Here is an 18,022-nt window from a genome sequence, read left to right as displayed (position 1 = left end):
AGTTGATGAGTGATCGGTGTATTAGTACCAGTCAACTCCACACCTCACAGTGCTTCCATACCCGGCCTATCAACCCCATCATCTATAGGACACCTCCCCTGACTCAAAGTCAGTTGGAAATCTCATCTCGGAGCCGGCTTCCCGCTTAGATGCTTTCAGCGGTTATCCATCCCGAACGTAGCCAACCAGCCATGCTCCTGGCGGAACAACTGGCACACCAGAGGTTCGTCCGTCCCGGTCCTCTCGTACTAAGGACAGACCTCCACAAATTTCCTACGCACGCAGCGGATAGGGACCGAACTGTCTCACGACGTTCTAAACCCAGCTCGCGTACCGCTTTAATGGGCGAACAGCCCAACCCTTGGGACCGACTCCAGCCCCAGGATGCGACGAGCCGACATCGAGGTGCCAAACCATGCCGTCGATATGGACTCTTGGGCAAGATCAGCCTGTTATCCCCGAGGTACCTTTTATCCGTTGAGCGACCACGCTTCCACAAGCCATGGCCGGGTCACTAGTCCCAGCTTTCGCTCCTGCTCGACACGTCCGTCTCACAGTCAAGCTCCCTTGTGCACTTACACTCGACACCTGATTGCCAACCAGGCTGAGGGAACCTTTGGGCGCCTCCGTTACTCTTTAGGAGGCAACCGCCCCAGTTAAACTACCCATCAGGCACTGTCCCTGAACCCGATCAGGGTCCGAAGTTAAGGAATCCACTATGGTCAGAGTGGTATTTCACCGATCGACTCCACCCCAACTAGCGTCGAGGCTTCCCAGTCTTCCACCTATCCTACACAAACCACACCGAATCCCAATACCAAACTATAGTGAAGGTCTCGGGGTCTTTCCGTCCTGCTGCGCGTAACGAGCATCTTTACTCGTAATGCAATTTCGCCGAGTTCGTGGTTGAGACAGCAGAGAAGTCGTTACGCCATTCGTGCAGGTCGGAACTTACCCGACAAGGAATTTCGCTACCTTAGGATGGTTATAGTTACCACCGCCGTTTACTGGGGCTTAAATTCTCCGCTTCACCCACAAAGTGGGTTAACAGGTCCTCTTAACCTTCCAGCACCGGGCAGGCGTCAGTCCGTATACATCGACTTACATCTTCGCACGGACCTGTGTTTTTAATAAACAGTCGCTTCTCTCTGGCCTCTGCGACCACCACCAGCACATCCCCACGCATGGTGGGTTCACCGGGATGGTCCCCCTTCTCCCGAAGTTACGGGGGCATTTTGCCGAGTTCCTTAACCACGATTCTCTCGATCACCTTAGTATTCTCTACTCGACCACCTGTGTCGGTTATAGGGTACGGGCAACACACACCCTCACGTCGATGCTTTTCTCGGCAGCAGAGGATCACCAGATCACCCCACCAACGTGGGGCGCCCATCAGCTCTCACACCAAATGTGGGGACGGATTTACCTACCCCCACGTGCTACAACCTTAGACCGTGACTACCATCGCACGGCCTGGCTACCTTTCTGCGTCACACCTCACGCTTACCGACTCCACACTCAGGTCCCCCACTCAAACCCAACCAGGTACCCGCAGGCACCACGGGGTCATCACAGGGTTAGTATCGTGTGTTTTGGTACTGTCGGTTGTGTGTCGGTACCAGAATATCAACTGGTTGTCCATCGACTACGCCTGTCGGCCTCGCCTTAGGTCCCGACTTACCCAGGGCGGATTAGCCTAGCCCTGGAACCCTTGGTCATCCGGTGGACGGGTTTCTCACCCGTCTTTCGCTACTCATGCCTGCATTCTCACTCGAATCGCTTCCACCACTCGTTCACACGATGACTTCACCAGCGACTCGACGCTCCCCTACCCAACACCACACCATTACGGTTGTTTGTGGTGCTGCCACAACTTCGGCGGTGTACTTAGCCCCGCTACATTATCGGCGCTCAATCACTTGACCAGTGAGCTATTACGCACTCTTTCAAGGGTGGCTGCTTCTAAGCCAACCTCCTGGTTGTCTTCGCAACTGAACATCCTTTCCCACTGAGCACACGCTTAGGGGCCTTAGTTGATGGTCTGGGCTGTTTCCCTCTCGACAATGAAGCTTATCCCCCACTGTCTCACTGCCACGCTGAACCTTGACTGGCATTCGGAGTTTAGTTGACGTCAGTAACCCGGTAGGGCCCATCAGCCATCCAGTAGCTCTACCTCCAGCAAGAACCACGCAACGCTGCACCTAAATGCATTTCGGGGAGAACCAGCTATCACAGAGTTTGATTGGCCTTTCACCCCTAACCACAGGTCATCCCCTCCATTTTCAACTGAAGTGGGTGCGGGCCTCCACGCGCTCTTACACACGCTTCACCCTGCCCATGGCTAGATCACTCCGCTTCGGGTCTAGGACACGCGACTAGGTACGCCCTATTCGGACTCGCTTTCGCTACGGCTACCCCACACGGGTTAACCTCGCCACGCACCGCTAACTCGCAGGCTCATTCTTCAAAAGGCACGCCATCACAGTCATCTAGATACTGCTCTGACGGATTGTAAGCACATGGTTTCAGGTACTCTTTCACTCCCCTCCCGGGGTACTTTTCACCATTCCCTCACGGTACTAAATCCGCTATCGGTCATCAGGAAGTATTTAGCCTTACCAGGTGGTCCTGGCAGATTCACACGAAATTCCACGAGTTCCGTGCTACTCGGGCAACGCACACACTGCAACTGGCTGACGTTTCGCCTACGGGACTCTCACCCACTCCGGTCCTGTTTCCCACCAGGTTCGACTACACCAACACTCGTCACAGACCGGCCATGCTGGACCGGACCATGTACACCCCACAACACCGTGTACGCAACACCAGCACGCTTGACACGCACACGGTTTAGGCTCATCCAGTTTCGCTCGCCACTACTCCCGGAATCATTGTTATTTTCTCTTCCTGCGGGTACTGAGATGTTTCACTTCCCCGCGTTCCCCCCACATGCCCTATATATTCAGACACGGGTCACCACCCTCACGAGTGGCGGGGTTTCCCCATTCGGACACCCTCGGATCAACGCCTGTTTATCGGCTCCCCGAGGCTTATCGCAGATTTCCACGTCCTTCATCGGCTCCTGATGCCAAGGCATCCACCATGCGCTCTTACACACTCACCCAACCCCACTAGGATTGGTTCATGTGCGCGAAAAATTGTTTCATTCACCTAACTAGATGATGACAAGAAAAATCACATTACATAAACAACACTTTCGTGTTATTTGATGCTCGCGTCCACTATACGATTCTCAAACCACTACCAAACACCCACCACCACCAGACAACACACAGCTGCCAGTCGGTACCGGGGTTGGTCCTGTTGGTTGAAACCACACCCAACCAATCGGTTGGGGTTTGTGATTCCAGGACCCAATAACGTGTTCGTTCTAGCCCATACAACAATCAACATCGACACGGCAGTCACCGGACAACGCTGGAAGGTATGAGCAGAAGTTGTGATGTTCCACCCTTGAGCTCCCAACACCAACACGTGCGGTTGGTTCGCTGGGGTTCTTATGTGTGCTCCTTAGAAAGGAGGTGATCCAGCCGCACCTTCCGGTACGGCTACCTTGTTACGACTTAGTCCCAATCACCAGTCCCACCTTAGACGGCCCCCTCCACAAGGGTTGGGACACCGGCTTCGGGTGTTACCGACTTTCGTGACTTGACGGGCGGTGTGTACAAGGCCCGGGAACGTATTCACCGCAGCGTTGCTGATCTGCGATTACTAGCGACTCCGACTTCACGTAGTCGAATTGCAGACTACGATCCGAACTGAGACTGGCTTTAAGGGATTCGCTCACCCTCACGGGTTCGCCTCTCTCTGTACCAGCCATTGTAGCATGCGTGAAGCCCAAGACATAAAGGGCATGATGATTTGACGTCATCCCCACCTTCCTCCGAGTTGACCCCGGCAGTCTCCTATGAGTTCCCACCATCACGTGCTGGCAACATAGAACGAGGGTTGCGCTCGTTGCGGGACTTAACCCAACATCTCACGACACGAGCTGACGACAACCATGCACCACCTGTACACCAGCTCCAAAGAGAAGAACTGTTTCCAGAACGGTCCAGTGTATGTCAAGCCTTGGTAAGGTTCTTCGCGTTGCATCGAATTAATCCGCATGCTCCGCCGCTTGTGCGGGCCCCCGTCAATTCCTTTGAGTTTTAGCCTTGCGACCGTACTCCCCAGGCGGGGCACTTAATGCGTTAGCTACGGCGCGGAGAACGTGGAATGTCCCCCACACCTAGTGCCCAACGTTTACGGCATGGACTACCAGGGTATCTAATCCTGTTCGCTCCCCATGCTTTCGCTCCTCAGTGTCAGTTACAGCCCAGAGTCCCGCCTTCGCCACCGGTGTTCCTCCTGATATCTGCGCATTTCACCGCTACACCAGGAATTCCAGACTCCCCTACTGCACTCTAGTCAGCCCGTACCCACTGCACGCGCAACGTTAAGCGTTGCGTTTCCACAGCAGACGTGACCAACCACCTACGAGCTCTTTACGCCCAATAATTCCGGACAACGCTCGTACCCTACGTATTACCGCGGCTGCTGGCACGTAGTTAGCCGGTACTTCTTCTGCAGGTACCGTCACTTTCGCTTCTTCCCTGCTGAAAGCGGTTTACAACCCGAAGGCCGTCATCCCGCACGCTGCGTCGCTGCATCAGGGTTTCCCCCATTGTGCAATATTCCCCACTGCTGCCTCCCGTAGGAGTCTGGGCCGTGTCTCAGTCCCAGTGTGGCCGGTCGCCCTCTCAGGCCGGCTACCCGTCGTCGCCTTGGTGGGCCATTACCCCACCAACAAGCTGATAGGCCGCGAGCCCATCCCCGATCGAAAAACTTTCCACCACCCAACATGCGTCAGGTGGTCGTATCCGGTATTAGACCCGGTTTCCCAGGCTTATCCCGAAATCAGGGGCAGGTTACTCACGTGTTACTCACCCGTTCGCCACTCATCCACCCGAAGCAAGCTTCGGGCTTCAGCGTTCGACTTGCATGTGTTAAGCACGCAGCCAGCGTTCGTCCTGAGCCAGGATCAAACTCTCCATAAAAAAATTATGTTACGAATGAATCCCAGCAAGACAGCCGATCGTCACGGGGTGACAGACCGGCTCATCAAAAAATATCCCGACCAAACACACTCACCCCACAAAACGGTTGGCGGTTCGGCGAAGAACCACCCACCAGGAGTGAAATACTGTTCGATCAGGTGATTGTCTTACCAGAAATAATAAATGTTCTGGCATCACAACTTGTTCAAACAAACACGCTATTGGATTCTCAAACCACAAACACACACCCATCACCACCACCCGAAAAACGAGCGTGTTCACTGGGGGTATCAGTTCCTATTATGTGTCACCCACCCGGTGTCCTGACTCTTGGATCAAACCGTGTTTGTCCTGGTCAGACCCAGTGGAAACGGTGTTCCGTGAACCTGGTTTCCGGCGGGGCAACGAGATATAACTCTAGACCAGGCAAACCCGACCACGCAAATCCAAAACCAACTTTCCCACGTGACACCCACCACACAGCCTGTAGTACCCGAATCCATCCTTAAGAGAGCCCTGCCGCCGAGACGCGCCTCGTGCCGTTACAAGCCATATCCGTCGGGCATCAACGGCATTGATCGATGACAGACTGCAGGCGCGCGCACTGAACGTCGATGACACAACCCATCTCGGCGATCTCTGAACTTCCTATCCCCCGACGGGCGGCCAGGGACTTCCATCCGGAGACCGCGTCCACGACCTCTGTGAGCACCGAGATGGCGGCCGGCTTCGCCAAATGGCAGAGGGAAGCGAATTCGCGCAGCGCCTCAGCCTCATTCTCCGCTGCAACAACGCCGTTGATCGCAGTCTGACGTTCGACCGCGGCTACCGGTTCCGGATTGATGTCGAAGGCTGGACTCAGCTGCCATCCTGCGTCCGAACGGATGAAGCCATGATTGCGCAGATGATCGTCCGTATTGTGCATTGCAACTGAGAATGCCACACGGCGAAAGAGTTCAGCACAGTCATCCCGCCACCGTCGGCTATGGTCCTCGATCGCTTCGACCACATCCAGATAGTCACCGGCTTCTCCGTCTCGACGTCCAGTTGCAGTCATCGCGCTCATGTACCCGACTCGATGATCCTCAGCACGGTCGAACCTCTCAAGAAGCAGGACGGGCCTCTCGTCGATGTTCAACAGGCGCGATTCCGCGGCATCGATACCAGCTTTACGGGCCAGCTCGAGGGTGACGCTCTCCCAAGCAATGACGTCTCTTTCCTCGTCGGGACGGGAGAACTTCGCTATGAGCAGTCGTCCTTCATCATCTGCCACAGAAGCTTTCGGACGGGCTCCGCCCAGAGACCCCGTCCCTGCGTCGAGGAGGCGCTTCACGGCCTTGCCAGACCCCTCAGCGGCCCCATCTGCGGCCCTTTGCAGTTCCGGCAGGGACAGCAGCTTCGGAACACGGCTGGCGGGGCTGAGGAAGGAGCCACTCGCATCTCGACGAAAACGCAGAGCCCCCTGCCGGGTATGGTCGCTGACGCCAAGCAGGAAGTCGACGTCTGTCAGGTGGCGGTCACGGATGATCCCTTCAGCGACTTCCCGACGATGCTCCTTCGTAACGAGATTGCGCCCCCATCGGTCAGGGGAACAGTCAGAGAATGCGCCCGGCAGTCCAGGAACATTGAACGGAGCCGTCGACAACGGGAGTTCCGGATCGATGGAATAGGACCATCTGGCACTTGCGTACTCATCGGAGTATTTGAACGTCGTGGAGATCTGTCCCCGTGCGATGTGGAAATAGGCAGTGCCGACGAACACCGGGGTTCCACGGTGGTCGATCTCAACACGGACCTGCTCACTCATCGACGGACTCTGTCAGGAAGCGACGAAGCCGAACGAAGCCTGCCGACATCGGTGCTCAGAGGATCAAACGAAGCGGACACATGATCCAACTGACCCAGCGCCTGCATCACCGACATAACTGCGCCGATCGAGACGCCGGCGTCGCCGCGTTCAACCTTCTGCAACGTCGACCGAGAGATACCTGCCCGCTCAGCGACTTCGACAGCCTTGAGCGATTGCATAAGCCGCCAGCGCCGGATCGATGCTCCGATCTCGGCGAGGCGACGATCAACCTGGCGAGTCACGCTCATCATTCGTCCTTTACGACTGCTATACGAGCCATATACCCGTTTAACGACTAGGATACGCGCCATTACATTGACAGGCAATGAAGGTTCCGAGGCCAAAATCGAGCAGCAGCTGGTTCAATACGCCCAGTGAGGTCTCTGCGTCTCAGCGAACCCGGATCCTCCGGATAGCCCCACACGACCACTATGAATACAGTGATGGCCCCGCCCAACCCAAAAGGATCGAACGAGGCCATCACCCCAAAAAATATTGCGGCAGTCACTTACTCTCCCACAACCACCAAGTTGCAGTACCATCAGCGCGAATGGGCTTAGCTACCGGGATCGGAACGGTTAACCGGGCGTTTCCCCACCACTATCACCACCGCAAAACCAACAAACCACCACACCCAAACAACGTTTGGGTGGTAGTGGTCCAAGAACCGCACAGCGAACGCGAACACCAAACATGCAACATGCCCACCCCATCAGGGCGAACAATCAAGCCATCACTAAAAACCTAGCCAGCGAGCAAAACACTTTCTCGCACACACCAACCCCATGAAAAGAGTTGATGAGTGATCGGTGTATTAGTACCAGTCAACTCCACACCTCACAGTGCTTCCATACCCGGCCTATCAACCCCATCATCTATAGGACACCTCCCCTGACTCAAGGTCAGTTGGAAATCTCATCTCGGAGCCGGCTTCCCGCTTAGATGCTTTCAGCGGTTATCCATCCCGAACGTAGCCAACCAGCCATGCTCCTGGCGGAACAACTGGCACACCAGAGGTTCGTCCGTCCCGGTCCTCTCGTACTAAGGACAGACCTCCACAAATTTCCTACGCACGCAGCGGATAGGGACCGAACTGTCTCACGACGTTCTAAACCCAGCTCGCGTACCGCTTTAATGGGCGAACAGCCCAACCCTTGGGACCGACTCCAGCCCCAGGATGCGACGAGCCGACATCGAGGTGCCAAACCATGCCGTCGATATGGACTCTTGGGCAAGATCAGCCTGTTATCCCCGAGGTACCTTTTATCCGTTGAGCGACCACGCTTCCACAAGCCATGGCCGGGTCACTAGTCCCAGCTTTCGCTCCTGCTCGACACGTCCGTCTCACAGTCAAGCTCCCTTGTGCACTTACACTCGACACCTGATTGCCAACCAGACTGAGGGAACCTTTGGGCGCCTCCGTTACTCTTTAGGAGGCAACCGCCCCAGTTAAACTACCCATCAGGCACTGTCCCTGAACCCGATCAGGGTCCGAAGTTAAGGAATCCACTATGGTCAGAGTGGTATTTCACCGATCGACTCCACCCTAACTAGCGTCAGGGCTTCCCAGTCTTCCACCTATCCTACACAAACCACACCGAATCCCAATACCAAACTATAGTGAAGGTCTCGGGGTCTTTCCGTCCTGCTGCGCGTAACGAGCATCTTTACTCGTAATGCAATTTCGCCGAGTTCGTGGTTGAGACAGCAGAGAAGTCGTTACGCCATTCGTGCAGGTCGGAACTTACCCGACAAGGAATTTCGCTACCTTAGGATGGTTATAGTTACCACCGCCGTTTACTGGGGCTTAAATTCTCCGCTTCACCCACAAAGTGGGTTAACAGGTCCTCTTAACCTTCCAGCACCGGGCAGGCGTCAGTCCGTATACATCGACTTACATCTTCGCACGGACCTGTGTTTTTAATAAACAGTCGCTTCTCTCTGGCCTCTGCGACCACCACCAGCACATCCCCACGCATGGTGGGTTCACCGGGATGGTCCCCCTTCTCCCGAAGTTACGGGGGCATTTTGCCGAGTTCCTTAACCACGATTCTCTCGATCACCTTAGTATTCTCTACTCGACCACCTGTGTCGGTTATAGGGTACGGGCAACACACACCCTCACGTCGATGCTTTTCTCGGCAGCAGAGGATCACCAGATCACCCCACCAACGTGGGGCGCCCATCAGCTCTCACACCAAATGTGGGGACGGATTTACCTACCCCCACGTGCTACAACCTTAGACCGTGACTACCATCGCACGGCCTGGCTACCTTTCTGCGTCACACCTCACGCTTACCGACTCCACACTCAGGTCCCCCACTCAAACCCAACCAGGTACCCGCAGGCACCACGGGGTCATCACAGGGTTAGTATCGTGTGTTTTGGTACTGTCGGTTGTGTGTCGGTACCAGAATATCAACTGGTTGTCCATCGACTACGCCTGTCGGCCTCGCCTTAGGTCCCGACTTACCCAGGGCGGATTAGCCTAGCCCTGGAACCCTTGGTCATCCGGTGGACGGGTTTCTCACCCGTCTTTCGCTACTCATGCCTGCATTCTCACTCGAATCGCTTCCACCACTCGTTCACACGATGACTTCACCAGCGACTCGACGCTCCCCTACCCAACACCACACCATTACGGTTGTTTGTGGTGCTGCCACAACTTCGGCGGTGTACTTAGCCCCGCTACATTATCGGCGCTCAATCACTTGACCAGTGAGCTATTACGCACTCTTTCAAGGGTGGCTGCTTCTAAGCCAACCTCCTGGTTGTCTTCGCAACTGAACATCCTTTCCCACTGAGCACACGCTTAGGGGCCTTAGTTGATGGTCTGGGCTGTTTCCCTCTCGACAATGAAGCTTATCCCCCACTGTCTCACTGCCACGCTGAACCTTGACTGGCATTCGGAGTTTAGTTGACGTCAGTAACCCGGTAGGGCCCATCAGCCATCCAGTAGCTCTACCTCCAGCAAGAACCACGCAACGCTGCACCTAAATGCATTTCGGGGAGAACCAGCTATCACAGAGTTTGATTGGCCTTTCACCCCTAACCACAGGTCATCCCCTCCATTTTCAACTGAAGTGGGTGCGGGCCTCCACGCGCTCTTACACACGCTTCACCCTGCCCATGGCTAGATCACTCCGCTTCGGGTCTAGGACACGCGACTAGGTACGCCCTATTCGGACTCGCTTTCGCTACGGCTACCCCACACGGGTTAACCTCGCCACGCACCGCTAACTCGCAGGCTCATTCTTCAAAAGGCACGCCATCACAGTCATCTAGATACTGCTCTGACGGATTGTAAGCACATGGTTTCAGGTACTCTTTCACTCCCCTCCCGGGGTACTTTTCACCATTCCCTCACGGTACTAAATCCGCTATCGGTCATCAGGAAGTATTTAGCCTTACCAGGTGGTCCTGGCAGATTCACACGAAATTCCACGAGTTCCGTGCTACTCGGGCAACGCACACACTGCAACTGGCTGACGTTTCGCCTACGGGACTCTCACCCACTCCGGTCCTGTTTCCCACCAGGTTCGACTACACCAACACTCGTCACAGACCGGCCATGCTGGACCGGACCATGTACACCCCACAACACCGTGTACGCAACACCAGCACGCTTGACACGCACACGGTTTAGGCTCATCCAGTTTCGCTCGCCACTACTCCCGGAATCATTGTTATTTTCTCTTCCTGCGGGTACTGAGATGTTTCACTTCCCCGCGTTCCCCCCACATGCCCTATATATTCAGACACGGGTCACCACCCTCACGAGTGGCGGGGTTTCCCCATTCGGACACCCTCGGATCAACGCCTGTTTATCGGCTCCCCGAGGCTTATCGCAGATTTCCACGTCCTTCATCGGCTCCTGATGCCAAGGCATCCACCATGCGCTCTTACACACTCACCCAACCCCACTAGGATTGGTTCATGTGCGCGAAAAATTGTTTCATTCACCTAACTAGATGATGACAAGAAAAATCACATTACATAAACAACACTTTCGTGTTATTTGATGCTCGCGTCCACTATACGATTCTCAAACCACTACCAAACACCCACCACCACCAGACAACACACAGCTGCCAGTCGGTACCGGGGTTGGTCCTGTTGGTTGAAACCACACCCAACCAATCGGTTGGGGTTTGTGATTCCAGGACCCAATAACGTGTTCGTTCTAGCCCATACAACAATCAACATCGACACGGCAGTCACCGGACAACGCTGGAAGGTATGAGCAGAAGTTGTGATGTTCCACCCTTGAGCTCCCAACACCAACACGTGCGGCTGGTTCGCTGGGGTTCTTATGTGTGCTCCTTAGAAAGGAGGTGATCCAGCCGCACCTTCCGGTACGGCTACCTTGTTACGACTTAGTCCCAATCACCAGTCCCACCTTAGACGGCCCCCTCCACAAGGGTTGGGACACCGGCTTCGGGTGTTACCGACTTTCGTGACTTGACGGGCGGTGTGTACAAGGCCCGGGAACGTATTCACCGCAGCGTTGCTGATCTGCGATTACTAGCGACTCCGACTTCACGTAGTCGAATTGCAGACTACGATCCGAACTGAGACTGGCTTTAAGGGATTCGCTCACCCTCACGGGTTCGCCTCTCTCTGTACCAGCCATTGTAGCATGCGTGAAGCCCAAGACATAAAGGGCATGATGATTTGACGTCATCCCCACCTTCCTCCGAGTTGACCCCGGCAGTCTCCTATGAGTTCCCACCATCACGTGCTGGCAACATAGAACGAGGGTTGCGCTCGTTGCGGGACTTAACCCAACATCTCACGACACGAGCTGACGACAACCATGCACCACCTGTACACCAGCTCCAAAGAGAAGAACTGTTTCCAGAACGGTCCAGTGTATGTCAAGCCTTGGTAAGGTTCTTCGCGTTGCATCGAATTAATCCGCATGCTCCGCCGCTTGTGCGGGCCCCCGTCAATTCCTTTGAGTTTTAGCCTTGCGACCGTACTCCCCAGGCGGGGCACTTAATGCGTTAGCTACGGCGCGGAGAACGTGGAATGTCCCCCACACCTAGTGCCCAACGTTTACGGCATGGACTACCAGGGTATCTAATCCTGTTCGCTCCCCATGCTTTCGCTCCTCAGTGTCAGTTACAGCCCAGAGTCCCGCCTTCGCCACCGGTGTTCCTCCTGATATCTGCGCATTTCACCGCTACACCAGGAATTCCAGACTCCCCTACTGCACTCTAGTCAGCCCGTACCCACTGCACGCGCAACGTTAAGCGTTGCGTTTCCACAGCAGACGTGACCAACCACCTACGAGCTCTTTACGCCCATAATTCCGGACAACGCTCGTACCCTACGTATTACCGCGGCTGCTGGCACGTAGTTAGCCGGTACTTCTTCTGCAGGTACCGTCACTTTCGCTTCTTCCCTGCTGAAAGCGGTTTACAACCCGAAGGCCGTCATCCCGCACGCTGCGTCGCTGCATCAGGGTTTCCCCCATTGTGCAATATTCCCCACTGCTGCCTCCCGTAGGAGTCTGGGCCGTGTCTCAGTCCCAGTGTGGCCGGTCGCCCTCTCAGGCCGGCTACCCGTCGTCGCCTTGGTGGGCCATTACCCCACCAACAAGCTGATAGGCCGCGAGCCCATCCCCGATCGAAAAACTTTCCACCACCCAACATGCGTCAGGTGGTCGTATCCGGTATTAGACCCAGTTTCCCAGGCTTATCCCGAAATCAGGGCAGGTTACTCACGTGTTACTCACCCGTTCGCCACTCATCCACCCGAAGCAAGCTTCGGGCTTCAGCGTTCGACTTGCATGTGTTAAGCACGCAGCCAGCGTTCGTCCTGAGCCAGGATCAAACTCTCCATAAAAAAATTATGTTACGAATGAATCCCAGCAAGACAGCCGATCGTCACGGGGTGACAGACCGGCTCATCAAAAAATATCCCGACCAAACACACTCACCCCACAAAACGGTTGGCGGTTCGGCGAAGAACCACCCACCAGGAGTGAAATACTGTTCGATCAGGTGATTGTCTTACCAGAAATAATAAATGTTCTGGCATCACAACTTGTTCAAACAAACACGCTATTGGATTCTCAAACCACAAACACACACCCATCACCACCACCCGAAAAACGAGCGTGTTCACTGGGGGTATCAGTTCCTATTATGTGTCACCCACCCGGTGTCCTGACGCTTGGATCAAACCGTGTTTGTCCTGGTCAGACCCGGTGGAAACGGTGTTCCGTGAACCTCGTTTCCGGCGGGGCAACGAGATATAACTCTAGACCAGGCAAACCCGACCACGCAAATCCAAAACCAACTTTCCCCACGTGACACCCACCACATGGCTTCCGAACCTCAACAGCAGTCCCCGTCGATGCTGGGTGTTAGCGTCCGTTTATGAGCATCGAACCCGCAGACACATCGCTGGATAACGCCCAGGCTCCGATCGCCGTTGTCGCCGGAGCATCGGGCTTCATCGGCGGAGAGCTGCTCAAAGCACTGAGCACTCGGGGGTACACGACCAGAACGGTCGGCCGCTCCCCCGCTTCCGCCGATGCCACCTGGGATCGACCCTGACCTGATCGCCGAACTCATCGACGGCGCCGACCTGCTCGTCAATCTCGCCGGCCGCAGCGTCGGGTGCCGGTACACGGATGCGAACCGAAAGGTCATCTGGGACTCCCGCGTTGATACGACTCGCACTCTCAATGCTGCGGTGGCGGCTGCCTCGGCGCCTCCGCGTCTGTGGATCAACTCGAGCACTGCCACGATCTACCGTCATGCGATGGACCGACCGCAGACCGAGGACGACGGTGATATCGGCGAGGGGTTCTCGGTCGATATCGCCAAGGCCTGGGAGAAGGAGTTCTTCGCCGGGTCCCTGCCGGCGACCAGACGAGTCGCGCTGCGGATGGCGATCGTGCTCGGTGACGGAGCTTGATTGAACATGTTGGCGACTGCGGCCAGGTTCGGAGCCGGCGGCGCCCAGCATGAAGGGCGTTGGTTCCCACACCGCCGGTACCGCGGGATCGGACCGGAAGCATCAGGACCGACCATCTGGCGGGGACACCCGCCGACTCACGGTCGTCAGCGGTTCAGCTGGGTTCATATCGAGGACGTGCTCCGCGCGATCCGGTTCATCGACGACCATGAGGGGCTCAGCGGCCCGATCAATGTGTCGAACCCGCAGGTTTCGGACAATCGATCGCTCATGAAGGCGCTGCGCAAAGCGGTGCGTATGCCCGTGGGGATTCCGGCGCCCAGGTGGCTGCTCGAGACCGGGATGATCGTCCTGCGTCAGGAGTCAGAACTCGTGCTCAAGAGTCGGTGGGTGCTGCCTTCACGGCTCGAGGCAGCCGGATTCGACTTCCGATGGACCGATATCGAGGCCGCGACCAAACACCTGCTGCGCTGAAGTGCCAGAGAATCAGTACGGCACTCCCCCACCTCCGGGGAACGGCACGACCCCACGCCTCAGCCGGCGGCCGCCTCGGCGGGGATTCCCTGCTCGACGCAGTCGACGCAATAGGACTGCAGACCCTTCTCCGTGCATTCGGCACACCGCAGGTACTGCTTGCGGCACTCGAGGTTCGCGCAGTTGACGAACTCCGGGGTCTTCTTGTCGCAGGACACGCAGTGCCCGATCGATTCGACGTTGTCACCGAATTCGACGTGCATGCGTTTGTCGAAGACGTAGAGGGAGCCGTCCCAGTAGCCGGAATTGCCGAAGGTCTCGCCGTAGCGGACGATGCCGCCATCGAGCTGATAGACCTCCTCGAATCCGCGGTTCTTCATCAGCACGGACAGGACCTCGCAGCGGATTCCGCCGGTGCAGTAGGTGACGACGGGTTTGTCCTTGAGGTCGTCGTATTTGCCGGATTCGATCTCGGCGATGAAGTCACGCGTGGTGTCCGTGTCGGGGACGATCGCATCTCGGAACTTCCCGATCTGCGCTTCCATCGCATTGCGGCCGTCGAAGAAGACGACCTCTTCACCGCGTTCGTCGAGGAGTTTATGCAGGGCTCCCGGCTTGAGGTGCTGGCCGCCGCCTTGGACTCCGTCTTCTGTCACGGTGATCTCGTCCGGGGTTCCGAAGGTGACGAGTTCGTCGCGCACTTTCACGCTCAGACGCGGGAAGTCGTCGCCTTCGCCGTTGGACCACTTGATGTCCGCGCCCTTGAACGGCGCATAGGACTTCGTCGCCCGAACGTACTGCTTCACATCGAAGATGTCCCCGCCGACCGTGGCGTTGATGCCGTCCTTCGACACGATGACCCGTCCCTTGAGCCCCAGGCTCTCGGCCAGGGTGTGCTGCCACAGCTTGACCGCCTCGGGGTCGGGCAGCGGAGTGAAGACATAGAACAGGACGATCTTGGGAGTTGCCATGGCCCCATTCTAATTGTGGTCATCCGATGCTCCCCACAGTTCCCCTCGCCGAGGCGGCCGGCCGTGGCCGCGTCCGTTCCCTGTCCCTCCACCCCGACCCACCCCATGTGTCCGCGGGCTGTCCGTGGACGCACTTCGCCCGTGCGGTGGGGACACGGCTAAGATTGGGCGAGAGTGCCGTGTCGTATGAAAGGGCCCCTTAGAGGACATGTCGTCAAACCTCAGTTCTGCGGATTCCACGCAGGTCGATTCCGCGCAGGACAATGCGAAGCAGGTCAAGGAGACGGTCGAGTTCGCTGCGGCGAACCCCGACGTCGACCAGCCCTTCGCCGATCTCGGCCTCAAGGCCGACGAATACGAGCAGATCAAGGCGATCCTCGGACGCCGCCCCACCTCGGCGGAATTGGCGATGTACTCGGTCATGTGGTCCGAGCACTGCTCGTACAAGTCTTCGAAGGTCCACCTCTCGAAGTTCGGTGACAAGGTCACCGACGACATGAAGAAGCACCTGCTCGTCGGCATCGGCGAGAACGCCGGCGTCGTCGACATCGGTGATGGCTGGGCCGTGACGTTCAAGGTCGAGAGCCACAACAGCCCCAGCTTCGTCGAACCCCACCAGGGTGCGGCCACGGGCGTCGGCGGAATCGTCCGCGACATCATCTCCATGGGAGCGCGCCCGGTTGCCGTGATGGACCAGCTGCGCTTCGGACGCATCGACCACCCGGACACCGCCCGTGTCCTCCACGGTGTCGTCGCCGGCATCAGCAACTACGGCAACTCGCTGGGCCTGCCCAACATCGGCGGCGAGACGGTTTTCGATCCCAGCTACCAGGGAAACCCCCTGGTCAACGCCCTGGCCGTCGGTGTCATGCGCCATGAGGACATCCGTCTGGCCAATGCTTCGGGCAAGGGCAACAAGGTCGTCCTCTTCGGTGCGCGCACCGGTGGCGACGGTATCGGCGGAGCCTCGATCCTCGCCTCGGAATCCTTCGACGATACGAAGCCGTCGAAGCGTCCTGCCGTGCAGGTCGGCGACCCCTTCGCCGAGAAGGTGCTCATCGAATGCTGCCTCGAACTCTTCCACGCCGGTGTCGTCGAAGGCATCCAGGACCTCGGCGCCGCCGGAATCTCCTGCGCCACCTCGGAGCTGGCCTCCAACGGCGACGGCGGAATGCACATCGCCCTCGACGACGTGCTGCTGCGCGACGAGACGCTGACCCCTGAGGAGATCCTCATGTCGGAGTCGCAGGAGCGCATGATGGCCGTCGTCCGCCCCGATCGGCTCGAGGAGTTCCTCGCCATCGTCGGCAAGTGGGAGGTCGAGACCTCCGTGCTCGGCGAGGTCACCGACACCGGCCGACTCATCATCGAATGGCGCGGCGATGTCATCGTCGACGTGCCACCGCGCTCCGTCGCCCACGACGGCCCCGTCTACAACCGCCCCATGAACGAGCCCTCATGGACCGCCGAGGTGGCCGCGAACTCCGTCGAAGCCGCGGGCCTGGCAAAGCCTGCCTCCGATGACGAACTTCGTTCGACGATGCTGCAGCTCGCCGGTTCCCCGAACCTGGCGTCGAAGTCGTGGATCACCTCCCAGTACGACAAGTACGTTCAGGGCAACACCGCACAGGCGTTCCCCGACGATGCCGGAGTCATCCGAGTCGATGAGGAATCCGGACTGGGCGTGGCCATCGCCACCGATGCCAACGGTCGCTACACGTTCCTCGACCCGGCCCGCGGAGCGCAGCTCGCGCTGGCCGAGGCCTACCGCAATGTCACGACCTCCGGCGCCATTCCGCGTGCGGTCACCGACTGCCTGAACTTCGGTTCGCCCGAGGATCCGGCGATCATGTGGCAGTTCGCGCAGGCCGTCGAAGGACTGGCCGAGGCCTGCCAGGATCTGAGCATTCCCGTCACCGGCGGCAATGTGTCCCTGTACAACCAGACCGGCGGAGTGGCCATCCACCCGACTCCGGTCGTCGGTGTGCTCGGCGTCTTCGACGATGTCACCCGCGCCACCCCGAGCGGGTGGAAGGAACCGGGCCAGACCATCTACCTGCTCGGCACCACCGAGGCTGAGCTCGACGGATCGGCGTGGGCCGACGTCACGGCCGACCACCTCGGCGGGGTTCCTCCGCAGTACAAGCCGGCAGCGGAGAGGGAACTCGGCGAGATCCTCATCAACTGCTCGCGCGACGGCATGATCGATGCCGCGCATGACCTGTCCGAAGGCGGTCTGTCGCAGGCGCTCGTCGAGTCCTGCCTGCGCTACGGCACGGGAGCGCGGATCTGGCTCGACGAAGTGTGCGAACGTGACGGCGTCGACGTGTTCACCGCGCTGTTCTCCGAATCGACGGCCCGCGCCATCGTGGCCGTGCCGCGGTCGGAAGAGGTCCGCTTCAAGGACATGTGCACGGCCCGCCGGTTCCCGTTCGTGCGCATCGGCATGACCGATGCCGGCGACTCCGAGCCGAGCCTCGACATCGTCGATCACTTCTCGATCGGCCTCAACGAGCTGCGGGAGACCCACGAGGGCACCCTGCCCAACCAGTTCGGCGGAAGTGTTGCGGCAGTGACCGAAACCGCGGTCTGAGTGACGACCGCGAAAGACTGACGCCGAGACGACCCCTCGGCCTCGATACGACCAGCGTCAATTGGTCTGCTCGAGGCGAGGGGTCGTTTCGTATTCGCCCCGCGTCCCGGACGGCCAGCATCATGATGACGTAGTCGAATAACG

At 57.7% G+C, this 18,022-nt stretch carries 4 protein-coding genes, 5 rRNA genes and 1 pseudogene; 2 read left to right on the top strand and 8 right to left on the bottom strand.

Annotation, left to right across the window (positions count from 1 at the left end):
- Position 1: 1 nt before the first annotated feature.
- The 7 genes from GUY30_RS02920 to GUY30_RS02890 all read right to left on the bottom strand — a co-directional run bounded on the left by GUY30_RS02920 (position 2) and on the right by GUY30_RS02890 (position 12,760).
- Positions 2-3,124, bottom strand: a 23S ribosomal RNA gene (locus GUY30_RS02920).
- A gap of 411 nt (positions 3,125-3,535) precedes the next feature.
- Positions 3,536-5,060 (bottom strand): 16S ribosomal RNA (locus tag GUY30_RS02915).
- The 16S and 23S rRNA genes sit together here, the layout of an rRNA operon.
- A 565-nt stretch (positions 5,061-5,625) precedes the next feature.
- Positions 5,626-6,867 carry a type II toxin-antitoxin system HipA family toxin gene (locus GUY30_RS02910; RefSeq protein ID WP_167193949.1) on the bottom strand — a complete coding sequence of 414 codons (1,242 nt, stop codon included), beginning with the start codon at positions 6,865-6,867 and terminating at the stop codon, positions 5,626-5,628.
- Positions 6,864-7,157: a helix-turn-helix domain-containing protein gene (locus GUY30_RS02905; protein WP_167193947.1), complete on the bottom strand. Its 294-nt coding sequence runs from the start codon at positions 7,155-7,157 to the stop codon at positions 6,864-6,866. The genes GUY30_RS02910 and GUY30_RS02905 overlap by 4 nt, the downstream gene beginning before the upstream one ends.
- 247 nt (positions 7,158-7,404) lie before the next feature.
- Positions 7,405-7,523 (bottom strand): 5S ribosomal RNA (rrf, locus tag GUY30_RS02900).
- Between the two features lie 180 nt (positions 7,524-7,703).
- Positions 7,704-10,826, bottom strand: a 23S ribosomal RNA gene (locus GUY30_RS02895).
- A 411-nt stretch (positions 10,827-11,237) separates the two neighbouring features.
- Positions 11,238-12,760 (bottom strand): 16S ribosomal RNA (locus GUY30_RS02890).
- A 536-nt stretch (positions 12,761-13,296) separates the two neighbouring features.
- On the opposite strand from GUY30_RS02890, the pseudogene GUY30_RS02885 reads away from it, so the two are divergent.
- A pseudogene (locus GUY30_RS02885) lies at positions 13,297-14,314 on the top strand (epimerase).
- Between the two features lie 59 nt (positions 14,315-14,373).
- Here GUY30_RS02885 and trhO read toward each other — a convergent pair.
- Entirely contained in the window at positions 14,374-15,285 is a 912-nt protein-coding gene (gene trhO, locus GUY30_RS02880) for an oxygen-dependent tRNA uridine(34) hydroxylase TrhO (protein ID WP_167193945.1), read from the bottom strand.
- A gap of 208 nt (positions 15,286-15,493) precedes the next feature.
- Here trhO and purL point away from each other — a divergent pair, with 208 nt between their 5' ends.
- The gene (purL, locus tag GUY30_RS02875; RefSeq protein WP_167193943.1) at positions 15,494-17,878 is read left to right on the top strand and encodes a phosphoribosylformylglycinamidine synthase subunit PurL; all 2,385 of its coding nucleotides are present in this window, start codon (positions 15,494-15,496) and stop codon (positions 17,876-17,878) included.
- The last annotated feature ends 144 nt before the right edge of the window (positions 17,879-18,022 follow it).

Origin of the sequence: Brevibacterium pigmentatum, assembly GCF_011617465.1 — a bacterium.
Classification (GTDB): Bacteria; Actinomycetota; Actinomycetes; order Actinomycetales; family Brevibacteriaceae; genus Brevibacterium; species Brevibacterium pigmentatum.
The sequence above is the reverse complement of the archived record's forward strand: the minus strand, read 5'-3'. Positions and strand labels throughout refer to the sequence as shown.

Bases quoted from the DNA above. Each gene is read 5' to 3' on its own strand.
- GUY30_RS02910 (WP_167193949.1), bottom strand. From the start codon at position 6,867: ATGAGTGAGCAGGTCCGTGTTGAGATCGACCACCGTGGAACCCCGGTG.
- GUY30_RS02905 (WP_167193947.1), bottom strand. From the start codon at position 7,157: ATGAGCGTGACTCGCCAGGTTGATCGTCGCCTCGCCGAGATCGGAGCA.
- trhO (WP_167193945.1), bottom strand. From the start codon at position 15,285: ATGGCAACTCCCAAGATCGTCCTGTTCTATGTCTTCACTCCGCTGCCC.
- purL (WP_167193943.1), top strand. From the start codon at position 15,494: ATGTCGTCAAACCTCAGTTCTGCGGATTCCACGCAGGTCGATTCCGCG.